Below are 14,567 nucleotides of genomic sequence, written 5' to 3' on the forward strand. Positions count from 1 at the left end.
GGTAAGGAAAAATGTATGTTGAAAATTGAAGATCTTCATGTGAGCGCTGAAGGAAAAGCGATTCTGCAAGGGCTGAGTTTGTCCATCAAGCCAGGCGAGGTCCATGCCATTATGGGCCCGAATGGTTCAGGTAAAAGCACCTTATCAGCCACTCTCGCCGGGCGCGAAGACTATGAGGTCACTCAGGGAAGTGTCCTCTTTAAAGAGAAAGATTTATTGGCGTTATCGCCCGAGGACCGGGCCGGAGAAGGGGTTTTCATGGCTTTTCAGTACCCAGTGGAAATCCCCGGTGTCAGTAACCAGTTCTTCCTGCAAACTGCACTGAATGCTGTCAGAGCCTACAGGGGGCTTGAAAAACTGGACCGTTTCGATTTTCAGGACTTATTGGAAGAAAAAATCCAGCAACTGGGGATGCCTGAAGATTTACTTGCTCGCCCGGTGAACGTTGGGTTTTCTGGCGGTGAGAAAAAACGTAATGACATCCTGCAAATGGCTGTACTGGAACCCAGTTTATGTATTCTCGACGAAACAGACTCCGGGCTGGACATCGATGCGTTGAAAATTGTCGCTGCAGGTGTCAATGCACTGCGCGATGGGAAACGTGCATTCATTATCGTTACTCACTACCAACGTATTCTGGACTATATCCAGCCAGATAAAGTGCATGTGCTTTACCAGGGGCGCATTGTCAAATCGGGTGATTTTAGCCTGGTGAAACAACTGGAGGAGCAGGGTTATGGCTGGCTTAGCGAAGGGAAATAATCCACTGCAACAGTGGCACCACTTATTCGTTGCCAGTGCTAACAGCCGAAACGGTGAAGCACAGGCACATATGCAACAGTTGTTGAGAGAAGGGTTACCAGACCGTAAACAGGAAAACTGGAAATACACCTCGCTCGATACGTTATCACGCTATGAGTTTGTTTCACCGGGGTTGGCGCTACCTGGGCGCGATGTTCGTGATGGCCTGGGCTTGCCCATGGATGCTGTCTGTGTTGTGTTGGTGAATGGCCGGTATGCTCCTGCATTAAGTGATGATCCCGGTGCCAGTGGTTTTCGTTTACAGTGGCAAAATCATCCCGGAGGGGTGCCGGATGCAATCCAACCTGAGGTTTTCTTACACCTGACTGAAAGTATGGCCCCAGGCGTTTTACACATAGAAGTGCCACCAGAGCGGATTACTGATAAGCCGCTCGTGGTGATGCATATCAGTATGAGCGATGAGGGAAATAGCCGCGACACCTTACCAGTGAGCCATACGCGTTGCCACCTCACTCTGGGGCGCAACAGCAAGGCGACAATCATCGAATATTTTGCCAGCCAGCACTCACACCCACACTTTACTGGTGCGCGATTAAGTGTTGTGGCGGGGGAAAACAGTGAGTTGCACCACTTTAAATTGGGGTTTGAAAACCCGCAGGCCTGTCACTTTTCACATAATGACTTCTGGGTAAATCAAGATTGCCGCGTGTTCAGTAACAACTATTTGTTAGGTGGTCAGCTGGTACGCCATCACACCAGTGCACGCATTGATGGAGAAAATACCACAGTGCGGTTGAATAGCCTGGCCTTACCTGTGGGACGTGAAGTATGTGATTCCCGTACCTGGCTTGCGCACAACAAGGGTTATGGTAATAGCCGGCAACTGCACAAAATGATTGTTCAGGATAACGGGCGGGCAGTATTCAACGGGCAAATTACAGTTGCGCCTCATGCCATCAAAACCGACGGGCAGATGACCAATAATAATTTGTTAATTGGCCGTTTGGCGGAAGTTGATACCAAACCACAGTTGGAAATTTATGCTGATGATGTGAAATGCAGCCACGGAGCGACTGTCGGGCGGATAGATGACGAACAGTTATTTTACCTGCAAGCCCGTGGAATAAGCCGTTCTGCAGCCCGCCGTATGATTATTTATGCATTTGCTGCAGAGCTGACCGATACGATAGGCGATGAATCTCTGCGCAATATTGTGCTGGAGCGTATCGGGTTACGGCTGCCGGAAGGAGGGCAATTATGAATGAAAAAATAGCACTAGCCCGGTCTGATTTCCCGGTGCTGGCCCGGAAGGTAAACGACGCGCCATTAGTTTATCTCGACAGTGCTGCCAGCGCCCAGAAACCGCAATGTGTTATCGACGCTCAGGCGGATTTTGAGCAGCACCATTATGCTGCCGTGCATCGTGGCGTACATTTCTTAAGTGCTGAGGCTACAGCACGTGTCGAGGCGGTGCGCCAGCAGGTTGCCAGCTTTATCCATGCACAGAGCGCCAATGAGATTGTATTCACCAGTGGAACCACGGAAGGGATTAACCTCGTGGCAAATAGCTGGGGAAACCAGAATATCAGTGCCGGAGACAATATTGTTATTACTGAGATGGAACATCACGCAAATATTGTTCCCTGGCAAATGTTGTGTGAGCGAACAGGAGCCTCTCTACGCTTTATTCCGCTTAACCCTGATGGAACACTTCAGATTGAAGCGTTAGACACGCTTATCGACAGTAGAACGCGCCTGCTGGCTATCGCACAGGTATCCAATGTGTTGGGTACCATTGCGCCACTCGATCTGCTGATAGCTAAAGCAAAACAGGCTGGTATTACTGTGCTGGTGGATGGCGCTCAAGGGGCGGTGCATGGCTCGGTTGATGTCCAGACAATGGGCTGTGATTTTTACGTATTCTCAGGTCATAAGCTCTATGGGCCTTCAGGCACAGGAGTGTTATATGGCCGGGCAGATCTTCTGGAATCAATGCCGCCATGGTCTGGTGGTGGTGCAATGATTGAGTCAGTCAGTTTGACTGAAGGAACGTATTACGCTCGTCCACCATGGCGTTTTGAAGCTGGTACACCCAATATCACCGGGATCATTGGTCTGGGTGCTGCAATAGACTATGTCACACGTATAGGCATGGCTGCTATTCATGACTGGGAGGCGGAATTGATACACTATGCAATGGACGCGCTGTGCAGTGTATCTGGCCTGCGTATTTATGGCCCATCGAACCGTGAAGGCGTTATCGCTTTCAATCTTGGCCAGCACCATGCGTATGATGTTGGCAGCTTTCTTGATAGTTACGGTATTGCTGTTCGCACCGGCCACCACTGCGCTATGCCGCTTATGTCATTTTACCAGGTGCCAGCAATGTGCCGGGCTTCGTTTGCGTTGTACAACACGCGGGAAGAGGTGGATAAGCTGGTGGCGTCATTACATCGTATTCAGCAATTACTAGGTTGAATAAGTGCCAATGGAGGAATCGCGTGGCAGTGTTACCTGATAAAAACAAACTGGTTAAAAATTTTTCCCGTTGTGCAAATCGCGAAGAAAAGTACCTTTACATGATTGAGTTGGGGCAACGGCTTGACGTCCTGCATCCTGATTTGCACACCAAAGATAACCTGATTGCGGGTTGCCAGAGCCAGGTATGGCTTGTTATGGGCATAAAAGAGGATGGCTCGGTTAGTTTCTGTGGCGACAGTGATGCCGCTCTTGTCAAAGGCTTACTGGCAATTGTCTTTGCCCTGTATCAGGGGATGACACCCGAAGAGGTGGTGTCATTTGATGTGCGCCCATGGTTTGAACAACTGGATATGGCACGTCAACTCACACCTTCGCGAACGCAAGGGCTGGAAGCTATGATACGCACAGTCAGAATAAAAGCCGGGCTGTTAATGTAACTGCACATCAACTGCGTTTACCTGCCTTAATAAAAATTTAAATACAGAACAATCTTAATTCAAAGAAATTGTCCTGATATCTGATTCTTTATTCCTAAAAAATTGGCGTGCCCCCAATATTAAAACTTTTTCAAATAACCAACCGCCCTGAGGAACAACAAAAGAAGTGGGGATATTAATGCAAAAGTTTTATGTATAAATAACAGCTGTAAATATTGACAGTGAAAAAGTCTGAGATGAGGAGAATGTGTTGTGTGCGGAGTTTTGCCAGTTGACTGGTTTTGGGGGGGGCGGGTAGTGCGTTGTTGCTGAAGCGCCATGGTGGCATGAAAACGAGAAAAACAGTAGAAATCGGTTTATGTGGCACTGGGGAAGAGTAAAGAAGGAAAAATAACAAAAGAGAGATGTGGCTGAAAGATAACGAACTGGCTTACAAATAAAAATGCCGCACAGAGTGCGGCACTTTTATTACACGGACTCTTACTTACGGTAAGAGTGAGCCATGTTGTCCAGACGCTGGTTAGCGCGAGCTGCGTCATCTTTAGCAGCCTGAACGTCGGAACGCATTGCGTTCACGTCGTTGCTCAGTTGGTCAACTTTAGCGTTCAGAGTCTGAACGTCAGAAGACAGCTGATCGATTTTAGCATTGCTGGAGCAACCAGCCAGCAGAGTAGAACCCAGGATTACCGCGCCCAGTACCAGTTTAGTACGATTCATTATAAATACCCTCTAGATTGAGTTAATCTCCATGTAGCGCTACAAGTATTACACAAACTTTTTTAGTATGAGAATATTTTTTTGATGGGAATACACCTATTTTTGATCGTTCGCTCAAAGAAGCATCGAATGTACACTTCCAGTTAAAATTTTACAGATTAATTCTGTTCTTTTCATCGGATTAAACTTCCATTAATGGAAATTAAATAGCGAAGACCTATTAGTGTTTTTTTATGTTTGCTGAAAAAAATAAAAAAGGCGCCAAAGGCGCCTTTAACAAAGCATCAACCACGTAAATAAATTTAAAGTACGTGTACAGAAGAGGTATTGGTGGTGCCACTCGGAACCAGAGCACCAGAAACCATAACCACTACGTCACCTTTACGTGCTAAACCACTTGCCAGTGCAGCTTCTTTCCCCTGACGGTAGAAATCGTCAGTAGAGGCGATTTCAGTCACCTGCTGAGCAATAACACCTTTGCTGAGAACTAACTGGCGAGCAGTTTGCGCGTTAGTTGTCAGAGCCAAAATGGTTGCGTTCGGGAAGTATTTACGAACGGATTTTGCTGATTTACCGCCCTGGGTTGCAACAACAACCAGAGGAGCATCCAACTTCTCTGCAGTTTCAACCGCGCCACGGCAAACTGCTTCGGTGATACGCAGTTTACGGCTGTCGTGGTTATCATCAAGACGGCTGCTCATCACACGGTCAGTACGTTCGCAAATAGTCGCCATGATAGATACCGCTTCCAGTGGATATTTCCCTTTAGCGGATTCGCCAGAAAGCATAACGGCATCAGTACCGTCGAGGATGGCGTTAGCCACGTCACCCGCTTCTGCACGAGTTGGACGCGGGTTTTTGATCATGGAATCCAGCATTTGCGTTGCAGTGATGACCACTTTACGCGAGCGGATACATTTTTCGATCATCATTTTCTGAGCGAAAATAACTTCTTCTACCGGAATTTCTACACCCAGATCGCCACGAGCAACCATGATGCCATCAGATGAATCAAGGATATCGTCAAAATTGTTCAGGCCTTCCTGGTTTTCAATTTTGGAGATGATTTGGATGTTGTCACCACCGTGAGCTTTCAGGTGAGCACGGATTTCTTCGACATCAGAGCGTTTGCGGATGAAGGAAGCGGCAACAAAGTCAACACCTTGTTCACAACCAAAGATAAGGTCTTGTTTGTCTTTTTCAGCAAGAGCTGGCAAGGCAATGGAAACGCCTGGCAGGTTAACCCCTTTATTTTCGCCAAGGTCACCATTATTCAGTACATTACAAACAACACGGTTACCTTCAATAGCGGTAACTTCCATACCAATCAGGCCGTCGTCCACCAGAACCGTATTACCTACGGACAGGTCAGTAGTAAAACCGTCATAGGTCACAGCAACAATTTCGCTGTTACCAATAACAGTTTTGTCGGTTGTAAAGGTGAAGGTCTGCCCGGCTTTCAGAGAAACATCATTACCGCCTTCCAGTTTCATGGTGCGGATTTCTGGGCCTTTGGTGTCCAGCAGAATAGCAGCCTGTTTACCCGTTTTGGCCACGACATTACGCATATTCTTGATACGCTGGCCGTGTTCTTCATAATCTCCGTGAGAGAAGTTTAAACGCATTACGTTCATGCCCGCTTCGAGCATTTTAGTCAGCATTTCTTCAGATTCGGTTTTTGGGCCGATAGTACAAACGATTTTGGTCTTTTTCATGACAATCTTATCTGTAAGTTGAGAAGGTTGAGGAATTGTTCTCCAGCCGCCGAGTGATGGTGGCCAGATCGGAAATCAGAATTACAGTGTTGCGATGCCACCCGACTTTTAAGGATAGGTGACGAAAGAAAAGCGTGCAGAATTAAGTATGCTTGAGTTTCAGGCTGTGGAGGCGAGTAAGGGCAATTTTGCAGAAAGAAACTGTCCAATTTGCTGAAACCATTCAAAACCAACGATAGGCGCTATTATAATCCTAAATCACAGAAGAATGAAAATAAAAACAGCGTTTCATAAGCAATTCAGGCACTGTCACAATGATTTGTTATCATATGGTTAGTTTTGTTTTATGGGCTATGAGAAGAAAAGGGAACACAGGCTGAAAGGTGCTCAGCAGAAGGGGGGAAGACTATTTTTTCAAGTCTCTGACAGAAAGAATATTCAAAATAGCTGTTTTATACATTTACTTACCCGAAATGGCTATTTCTTACTTTTTATAACAAAAAATGCCTGTAATTGGACCAGAAAAACACAGAACTATAGCGGATGTAGTTAAGCAGGGTGGATAAAACGGTTACGAGATGGAATGGGAATTAATGGGATTAAGTAGAGAGTAATACGAGAATGGTGCGTCCGAGTGGACTCGAACCACCGACCCCCACCATGTCAAGGTGGTGCTCTAACCAACTGAGCTACGGACGCACTAAAGTAAGAATGGTGCGTTCAATTGGACTCGAACCAACGACCCCCACCATGTCAAGGTGGTGCTCTAACCAACTGAGCTATGAACGCATCACAGTGCCTTACAGCGGGACGCATATTAACGGCAGTGCCGTTTGGTGACAAGAGAAAAATAACAATTTTCTTTTGTCATTCACGCAATTGCTGGACAAGTGTTCAGAACGATGCAAAAACAGCCACCATTATGCGGCGGCTGTTTGATTAGTGTGCAGCGCGGCGCAGGATACGTTCAGCCGGTTGTTTTTGCAGGAAACGCATCCTGATCATCATCAATATGGCTGCAGATGTTAACCCAAGGATAAAGCCTGTCCAGAAACCTGCTGGCCCCATTGGCTCAACAATCACGTCAGTCAGTGCCAGTAAGTAGCCAGAAGGCAACCCGATAACCCAGTATGCCGTAAACGTAATAAAGAAGATGGAGCGGGTATCTTTATAGCCCCTTAAAATGCCACTGCCGATGACCTGAATTGAGTCAGAAATCTGGTAAACCGCAGCTAACAGCATAAGGTGTGCGGCAAGTGTCACAACAGCTGGGTTTTCATTGTACAGCACGGCAATGTGAAACCGGAAAACGACAGTAAAGATAGCCGTAACCGTAGCCATACATACACCAAGAAGAAGCCCGGACAGTGCGGATATTTTTGCATCAGCCGTAGAGCGTTCCCCAAGACGAAAACCAACACGAATTGTGACTGCTGCGCCAAGAGACATAGGCAAAACAAACATCAGTGAACTGAAGTTTAAGGCAATCTGGTGCCCGGCAACGTCAACAATACCCAGTGGTGCCACCAGCAGAGCAACCACAGCAAATAAGGTTACCTCAAAGAACAAGGCCAGTGCGATAGGCAAACCAAGCTGTACAAGACGCCATATTACCTTCCAGTCCGGGCCGCTGGAAATATCAACTGCGTAAATATCGCGCAGACTGCGTGCGCGATGTGACCACCACAGCATACAACCAAACATGACCCAGAACACCATCGCAGAGGCAATGCCGCAACCTACACCACCCAGTTCAGGAAAACCAAAATGCCCATAAATGAACAGGTAATTCACGGGAATGTTGACCAGCAGGCCAATAAAACCCATCACCATGCCTGGTTTGGTTTTTGCCAGGCCTTCACATTGGTTACGGACAACCTGGAAAAAGAGGTAACCGGGCGCACCCCATAGCAATGCACGTAAATAACCCACGGATTTATCTGCCATCGCAGGGTCAATGTCTTTCATTGCATGAATGATATAGCCTGCGTTCCACAACACAGCCATAATTAACACGGAGACGATACCGGCAAGCCAGAACCCCTGGCGTACCTGAATGGCGACTTTTTCGCGGCGACCTGAGCCATTTAGTTGCGCAACGACTGGCGTCAGCGCCAGTAACAGACCATGACCAAACAGAATTGCGGGAAACCAGATTGATGTCCCTATCGCAACTGCTGCCATATCCGTGGCACTGTAACCACCGGCCATTACGGTATCCACAAAGCCCATCGCTGTTTGGGCGATTTGCGCAAGAATGACCGGAATAGCCAGAGCTAATAACTGACGCGCTTCTGTTAGATACTTCTGCACGAATACACCTATATCTTTTTGTTTTTGGGAAGAATTAAAAGCCACCTCTCATGGCAGCAGGGGGATAAGACCGAGGAAAACGCCAGACTATTGTAGCGGGAGTTTATTATTACGCCAGTGAAAAATATAGAGCAGTCAATGGTGGGCTGGCATGCACCAGGACCTCCTGTTATTGTGCTTCTTATTTTGTAAAATTCATGCGGGGTTAAACCGCTACGGGAGGGAATATGTTTACGGGTATTGTGCAGGGGACTGCCACTGTAGTGGCTATCGATGAAAAAGAAAATTTTCGTACACATGTTGTTGAACTACCTGAAACCATGCTGCCCGGGCTCACAGAAGGAGCCTCTGTTGCCCATAATGGCTGCTGCCTGACAGTAACACAGATAGATGCAAATCGCGTCAGCTTCGATTTAATGAAAGAAACACTGCGTATTACCAATCTCGGCGACGTAACAATTGGTTCGCATGTGAATGTTGAACGAGCGGCGAAGTTCAGTGATGAAATAGGCGGTCATTTAATGTCTGGCCATATTATGACTACCGCTGAAGTGGCAAAAATTATCACGTCTGAAAATAATCGCCAAATTTGGTTCAAAATTCAGGATGCATCCCTGATGAAGTACATTTTGCATAAAGGCTACATTGGTATCGATGGTATCAGTTTGACAGTGGGTGAGGTCACGGCCACTAAGTTTTGTGTGCATTTAATTCCAGAAACACTACAACGCACTACTCTTGGAACACGTAAACTGGGGCAACGCGTTAATATTGAAATCGACCCACAAACCCAGGCCATTGTTGATACTGTAGAACGAGTTCTGGCGAGCCGGGAAGCGAGTGTTGCAACTCTTAACCAGGCCTGACAGAAAAACAGGGCTGAAAATAACACTACGCTCGCGTACTACTGTCTTGTGAGACTGAAATATAGCTGAGCAGTGTTGAATGCCTATAAAAAAACCACCAATTGGTGGTTTTTTTATGGCAGTGAATGAATCATCGCGGCACACGCAGGCCATTTTCAATACCGCGGCTGAAGACAACCTGCCACAACTGAATGTCTCGTGCGCGAAATGCGCCTGCACAGGCATTCAGATAATAGGTAAACATCCGTTTAAACCGATCCGAATAGTTATCGGCTATTTCAGGCCAGTATTCCAGAAAACGCTGATACCAGGCCATCAGTGTTTTATCGTAATCTGAACCGAAATTATGCCAGTCTTCCATAACGAAATAGGGCTCACTGGCCTGAGCAATATGTTTTACTGAAGGCAGGCAACCATTGGGGAAAATGTACTTATCTATCCATGGATCAACATTATTGTCTGTTCTGTTGGAGCCAATGGTATGTAAGAGAAAGATCCCTTCAGGTTTAAGACAACGATTGGCAACGGAGAAATAGGTTGAATAATTCTTGGGCCCGACATGCTCAAACATGCCAACAGATACAATACGATCAAACTGCATCGTCAGGTCACGGTAATCCTGCAGCAGAATAGTGACATCCAGCCCTTCACAACGAGCCTGTGCCAGTTTTTGCTGCTCAGCAGAAATAGTAACGCCGTAAACAGATACACCGTAATTTTTTGCTGCAAAGGCTGCAAGCCCGCCCCAGCCACAGCCAATATCCAACAAAGTCATGCCCGGCTTTAGCTGTAATTTCTCGCAAATCATGTGCAACTTATCCTGTTGTGCAGTTTCCAGGTCAGTGGCTTTTTTCCAATAGCCACAGGAATACTGCATAAAAGGATCGAGCATTCTGGTAAAAAGGTCATTACCCAGATCGTAATGTTCTTTACCAACAATCCAGGCACGTTTGCGGTTTTGCAGATTAAATAAGCGGGCGGACAGAATGCGTAGCGTATCTTTAAAATGATGTGGAACCTGGTTTTCCAGGCCATTCCTGAGAACTTTAGTGAAGAACAAATCCAGACGGTCGCAATCCCACCAACCATCCATATAGCTTTCACCTAAGCCTAAAGAACCTTGTTGCAACACTCGCTTAAAAAAATCAGGGTTTTTTACATGGATGTCCGCAGGACTATTTCCATTAATCGCGACGTCCGCGCGTGAGAGCAACTCACTGACAATACGGAACCATTCACTATCTTTTATCGCGGCTTCTTCTATACACGATGTACTCATAGTTTCTCCATCACCTGACTGTGAGCAGACACTAAAAAAGCGTAGTCGCTAATTTGACATTGTGAGTTGTCTCACAGCAAAAAAACATAAGCCCGGAACCGGACAAGTTATAAAAGCAGGTGGTCGCCTGACGACAGGCCATCTGAAAAGCGGAAGTCAGAACTCCCGAAAAAAGATTACAGACCCAGGAGCCTGGGCCTGCGAAACAGTATATGCCGCGAAAAAATGTGATTCAATAAAAAATTCTTAGCAAGCTAATTACAAAAAAATGACATTATCGCTAACGTGAGGAGTGGGCGGTCTTAAGGGATTGAGCCACTGCTGAAGCCTGCATTTGATAGCCTACCCATACCGGGAGCAGTGTGCTGAGCATAATACTTGTTGTTGCTATTAATGGTGTATCGACCATCATTGAAACTAACAAACTTGCCAGGAAACATAGCCCCAACTGCAGAGCATTTTGTAACGCTGCGGCACGCCCGGCCGCCCATGGAAAGGGCTGTAAGGCTTGAGCTACCACGATGGGGTAAATCGCACCATTTGCCAATGCCATCAGGCAGAAAGGGGCTAACAGGCTAAACAGCGAAGGCGATGTTGTGAGCGAAACGCCAAAAACAGTAGCAATGCTGACGGCAAAAATTACCAATAACCAAGGCAACATCTGCTGCCCTTGCCACTTTTTCAATGCACTACGGCAACCGAACCCACCGAGTAAAAAAGCCAGTGTTTGCGGCACGTAGCTCATACCAATAGCTTCTGGCCCATACCCCATTTGGTGAAGAATAAAAGGTGAGCCTGTGAGCCAGGCAAAAAAGCTGGCAGAGCAGGCCGCATAAATAATGACATTACCGCAATACCCTTTATGGCGCAGCAAAGATGCGTAACGGGTCACTTTCGGTTGTTCTTTACGCATTGGTTGCTGCGTGGAGGTGAAATGCCAAATGGGTAAAATCAGTAACAGCGTGATGATTAATAGACAAGCGAAGATCGCTTGCCAGTCAAAATGACGCAGCACCCAGCTACCGGCAAGGGGAGCCAGTGCGGGAGAGAGGGCAACAAGCGGCATAATGGTGGCAAAAACACGGTTAGCATGTTGGCCAGTAAAACGGTCGGTAACCAGCGCCTGCCAGCTGACTGTTGCGCAACATACCCCTACGGCCTGGATAAATCGCAATACCAGAAATACGGTGGGTGAAGCGACAAAAAACATCCCGGCACAACTCAGTGCAAATATTACCAATCCGCAGAGCAGAACAGGGCGACGGCCAAAATGGTCAGAAAGCGGGCCCCAAATTAATTGGGCCAGTGCGAAGCCTGCCAGAAATACGCTCAAACTGGCGCTGATAGCTGACGGGCTTGTCTGCAGTGATGACTGAATGGCACTAAAGGCTGGCAGGTACATATCGGTAGCTAAAAAACCCAGCATGCTGAGCCCGGCAAGCCAGATAATAAAAAGTCGCGAAACGCTCATGGTCAATCCTGATAAAACAAAATTCGTGGCGTGAGTGTAAAAAGTGCATCGAGCGTTGTGAAACGCTAAAATTTGGCCAGTCCTTTCAAAAATTTTGCAGGCAAGTTATGTGGTCAGAATATGCGCTTGAAGTGGTGGATGCCGTAGCACGTAATGGCAGCTTTACAGGTGCGGCACATGAGTTACATCGCGTGCCTTCGGCAATCAGTTATACAGTGCGTCAACTGGAGTCCTGGCTGGCTGTTGAACTTTTTGAACGTCGCCATAAAGATGTTGAGTTAACGCCCGCCGGTCGCTGGTTTTTACATGAAGGGCGCAGTGTTATCAAAAAAATGCTTGAGACACGCCTTCAGTGCCAGCAAATAGCAAATGGCTGGCGTGGCTCATTGGCGATTGCCGTTGATGCCATTGTGCGCCCTGCCAGAACCCGGCAACTGGTACGGGATTTCTACCATCACTTTCAGGATGTGGAGTTGCATGTACACCAGGAGGTATTTAATGGTGTGTGGGATGCACTGGCTGATGGGCGGGTTGAGCTGGCGATTGGCGCGACACAGGCTGTGCCTGTTGGCGGGCGGTACGGTTTTCGTGATATGGGCCGTCTGGCGTGGCATTGTGTGGTCGCAGCATCACATCCGTTGGCTCAGATGGCTTGCGCAGTGGACGACGACATTTTACGCCAGTGGCCATCTCTGGTATTAGAAGACACATCGCGTGAACTACCAAAAAGAATAACCTGGCAATTAAGTAATCAGCGTCGGATTGTGGTACCAGACTGGTTGTGTGGTTTTGACTGCCTGAGTGAAGGTATGTGTATTGGCATGGTACCGGCACATATGGCACAACCTTTTATTGAACGTGGTGAATGGGTGGCATTGCAATTGGAAAATGCTTACCCGGATTCGGCGTGTTGCCTTACATGGCAACAAAGTGATACATCACCTGCATTACAGTGGGTGTTGGAGTACTTGGGTGACAGCAGCACACTGAACAGTGAGTGGTTGCGGGAGCCAGGCCAGCTCCCGAAAGGTGATTAACGGCGATAATCTCTGAACGGGCCATCGGCCACTGAACGGCGTTCAATCAGGCGGGGATGAACTTCAATGGTTTGCGACTCTTCGCGTTTATTGATGATTCTGTCGAGCAGCATATTAAAAGCCGTTTCCCCCAGAGAATCTTTCGGTTGGTGAACAGTGGTCAGTGCCGGGGTAAAGTAACGCGCGTTGCGCACGTTATCGTACCCAATAATCGAAACATCCTGTGGCACTCGTAGCCCCATTTCGTCTGCCGCGCAAATAGCACCCATCGCCATAATATCTCCGCCACAAAACACAGCTGTAGGCCGTTGCGGGCAGGTAAGAATTTGCTGCATGGCGTTGTAGCCGGATTCAGGTTCGAAATCGCCGTGAACAATCCATGACTCAGGGACATTGATACCCGCTTCGTTCATGGCTTTCATGAAACCAGAAAGGCGGCCGGAACCGGTGTTGCGTTCAAGCTGGCCCGATATTACACCAATTTCCCGGTGCCCGCGTTCGACTAAATACCTGCCAGCCATATAACCGCCTTCGAAGGCGTTATCAATGACTGAATCGGTAAAATCTGCCCGCGCTTCTCCCCAGTCCATGACTACCATAGGAATATGGCGGTATTCTTCCAGCATCGACAGTAGTTCCTGCGGGTATTCTGAACACATAACCAACAGGCCATCAACACGCTTTTGCGCCATCATGGACAGATAGGCACGCTGCTTTTCAAAGTTATTGTGCGCATTGCCGAGAATCAGAGTGTAGCCTTTGGCGAAACAGCTGTTCTCCACCGCTTCAATAATTTCAGCGAAATAGGGAGCTTCACTGCTGGTAGAAAGCAGGCCAATTGATTTTGTGTGGTTCACCTTCAGGCTGCGGGCTACCGCGCTGGGTGAATAATGCAGCTCTTTGATTGCTGCCCACACCGCATTACGGGTGTCTTCCGCAACAAAACGCGTTTTGTTAATAACGTGTGATACGGTTGTGGTGGAAACGTTTGCGCGTTTCGCGACGTCTTTTATAGTTGCCATTTGATGTCACTCCAGACCATATCCTAAACTCCTGAAAACTAATTGGTTAAACGTTTGCCTGGGCTTACCCCTGTAAGCAACGAATTGGGTTGCCAGCATGCCGGGATTGCGACATAAAACGAAAAGGAGGGGATAGTGGCCGGTACGTAATAAGTCAGCGTGCGATTTTGTCTTATATTGAGTAAAAGTGGAAGTGCTAAAGCACATATCAAACTAAATCTTTAAGGATTTTATGGCTGAACTGTGTAAAAATGATCTACACCCACTTTTTACAGGGAATAAGGAATTAAGCATGCCAACTGAATTGAGATATTCACTGACTACGACTGTTATTACCTTAGGTCTGATTGTTGCAACCGCGCTGGTTGCCATTCTGCACTAAGTTCTGCACAGTTTTAACGTAGTTTGCCATTCAGGCGACGGGGTTGTTAGTTTTGTACCTACTTAACAGGAACAGGCTAACGCAC

Annotated in this window: 13 protein-coding genes and 2 tRNA genes; 7 read left to right on the forward strand and 8 right to left on the reverse strand. The window is 47.4% G+C overall.

What is annotated here, in order from left to right; all coding sequences use genetic code 11:
- Positions 1–15: 15 nt before the first annotated feature.
- From sufC to sufE, 4 genes are read left to right on the forward strand one after another with little or no spacing between them, the layout of a single operon-like run.
- On the forward strand, positions 16–762 hold the full coding sequence (gene sufC / locus LC084_RS05650; protein WP_226570085.1) for a Fe-S cluster assembly ATPase SufC: 747 nt from the start codon (positions 16–18) through the stop codon (positions 760–762).
- Complete coding sequence (gene sufD / locus LC084_RS05655; protein ID WP_226570087.1) at positions 737–2,023, forward strand: Fe-S cluster assembly protein SufD; 1,287 nt, start codon at positions 737–739, stop codon at positions 2,021–2,023. The genes sufC and sufD overlap by 26 nt, the downstream gene beginning before the upstream one ends.
- The gene (gene sufS, locus LC084_RS05660) at positions 2,020–3,240 is read left to right on the forward strand and encodes a cysteine desulfurase SufS (protein ID WP_226570089.1); all 1,221 of its coding nucleotides are present in this window, start codon (positions 2,020–2,022) and stop codon (positions 3,238–3,240) included. The genes sufD and sufS overlap by 4 nt, the downstream gene beginning before the upstream one ends.
- 23 nt (positions 3,241–3,263) lie before the next feature.
- Positions 3,264–3,680: a cysteine desulfuration protein SufE gene (gene sufE, locus LC084_RS05665; protein WP_226570091.1), complete on the forward strand. Its 417-nt coding sequence runs from the start codon at positions 3,264–3,266 to the stop codon at positions 3,678–3,680.
- 480 nt (positions 3,681–4,160) lie between these two features.
- Here sufE and lpp read toward each other — a convergent pair whose 3' ends face one another.
- From lpp to mdtK, 5 genes are all read right to left on the reverse strand, one after another.
- On the reverse strand, positions 4,161–4,397 hold the full coding sequence (lpp, locus tag LC084_RS05670; protein WP_036108615.1) for a murein lipoprotein Lpp: 237 nt from the start codon (positions 4,395–4,397) through the stop codon (positions 4,161–4,163).
- Between the two features lie 302 nt (positions 4,398–4,699).
- The gene (pykF, locus tag LC084_RS05675; RefSeq protein ID WP_226570093.1) at positions 4,700–6,112 is read right to left on the reverse strand and encodes a pyruvate kinase PykF; all 1,413 of its coding nucleotides are present in this window, start codon (positions 6,110–6,112) and stop codon (positions 4,700–4,702) included.
- A gap of 622 nt (positions 6,113–6,734) precedes the next feature.
- Positions 6,735–6,811: transfer RNA gene (locus tag LC084_RS05680), tRNA-Val, on the reverse strand.
- 13 nt (positions 6,812–6,824) lie between these two features.
- Positions 6,825–6,901, reverse strand: a tRNA-Val gene (locus LC084_RS05685).
- A 150-nt stretch (positions 6,902–7,051) separates the two neighbouring features.
- Entirely contained in the window at positions 7,052–8,425 is a 1,374-nt protein-coding gene (mdtK, locus tag LC084_RS05690) for an MdtK family multidrug efflux MATE transporter (protein ID WP_226570095.1), read from the reverse strand.
- 227 nt (positions 8,426–8,652) lie between these two features.
- Here mdtK and LC084_RS05695 point away from each other — a divergent pair, with 227 nt between their 5' ends.
- Positions 8,653–9,291, forward strand: coding sequence for a riboflavin synthase subunit alpha (locus tag LC084_RS05695; protein ID WP_226570097.1), 639 nt, complete (start codon positions 8,653–8,655; stop codon positions 9,289–9,291).
- A gap of 130 nt (positions 9,292–9,421) precedes the next feature.
- On the opposite strand, the gene cfa is transcribed toward LC084_RS05695, so the two are convergent.
- Together cfa and punC are read right to left on the reverse strand one after the other, a co-directional pair.
- Entirely contained in the window at positions 9,422–10,570 is a 1,149-nt protein-coding gene (gene cfa / locus LC084_RS05700) for a cyclopropane fatty acyl phospholipid synthase (RefSeq protein ID WP_226570098.1), read from the reverse strand.
- Between the two features lie 280 nt (positions 10,571–10,850).
- Complete coding sequence (punC, locus tag LC084_RS05705) at positions 10,851–12,041, reverse strand: purine nucleoside transporter PunC (protein ID WP_226570100.1); 1,191 nt, start codon at positions 12,039–12,041, stop codon at positions 10,851–10,853.
- Positions 12,042–12,148: 107 nt separating this feature from the next.
- On the opposite strand from punC, the gene punR reads away from it, so the two are divergent.
- Entirely contained in the window at positions 12,149–13,078 is a 930-nt protein-coding gene (punR, locus tag LC084_RS05710) for a DNA-binding transcriptional activator PunR (RefSeq protein WP_226570102.1), read from the forward strand.
- On the opposite strand, the gene purR is transcribed toward punR, so the two are convergent.
- On the reverse strand, positions 13,075–14,100 hold the full coding sequence (gene purR / locus LC084_RS05715; protein ID WP_226570104.1) for an HTH-type transcriptional repressor PurR: 1,026 nt from the start codon (positions 14,098–14,100) through the stop codon (positions 13,075–13,077). The genes punR and purR overlap by 4 nt on opposite strands.
- 292 nt (positions 14,101–14,392) lie before the next feature.
- Here purR and cydH point away from each other — a divergent pair, with 292 nt between their 5' ends.
- On the forward strand, positions 14,393–14,482 hold the full coding sequence (cydH, locus tag LC084_RS05720) for a cytochrome bd-I oxidase subunit CydH (protein ID WP_226570106.1): 90 nt from the start codon (positions 14,393–14,395) through the stop codon (positions 14,480–14,482).
- Positions 14,483–14,567: the final 85 nt, after the last annotated feature.

It is taken from the genome of Mangrovibacter yixingensis, from assembly GCF_020523985.1.
Taxonomy (GTDB): domain Bacteria; phylum Pseudomonadota; class Gammaproteobacteria; order Enterobacterales; family Enterobacteriaceae; genus Mangrovibacter; species Mangrovibacter yixingensis.

Coding starts and splice junctions, on each gene's coding strand:
- LC084_RS05695 (WP_226570097.1), top strand. CDS start 8,653: ATGTTTACGGGTATTGTGCAGGGGACTGCCACTGTAGTGGCTATCGAT.
- cfa (WP_226570098.1), bottom strand. CDS start 10,570: ATGAGTACATCGTGTATAGAAGAAGCCGCGATAAAAGATAGTGAATGG.
- sufC (WP_226570085.1), top strand. CDS start 16: ATGTTGAAAATTGAAGATCTTCATGTGAGCGCTGAAGGAAAAGCGATT.
- cydH (WP_226570106.1), top strand. CDS start 14,393: ATGCCAACTGAATTGAGATATTCACTGACTACGACTGTTATTACCTTA.
- punR (WP_226570102.1), top strand. CDS start 12,149: ATGTGGTCAGAATATGCGCTTGAAGTGGTGGATGCCGTAGCACGTAAT.
- sufD (WP_226570087.1), top strand. CDS start 737: ATGGCTGGCTTAGCGAAGGGAAATAATCCACTGCAACAGTGGCACCAC.
- punC (WP_226570100.1), bottom strand. CDS start 12,041: ATGAGCGTTTCGCGACTTTTTATTATCTGGCTTGCCGGGCTCAGCATG.
- purR (WP_226570104.1), bottom strand. CDS start 14,100: ATGGCAACTATAAAAGACGTCGCGAAACGCGCAAACGTTTCCACCACA.
- sufS (WP_226570089.1), top strand. CDS start 2,020: ATGAATGAAAAAATAGCACTAGCCCGGTCTGATTTCCCGGTGCTGGCC.
- lpp (WP_036108615.1), bottom strand. CDS start 4,397: ATGAATCGTACTAAACTGGTACTGGGCGCGGTAATCCTGGGTTCTACT.
- pykF (WP_226570093.1), bottom strand. CDS start 6,112: ATGAAAAAGACCAAAATCGTTTGTACTATCGGCCCAAAAACCGAATCT.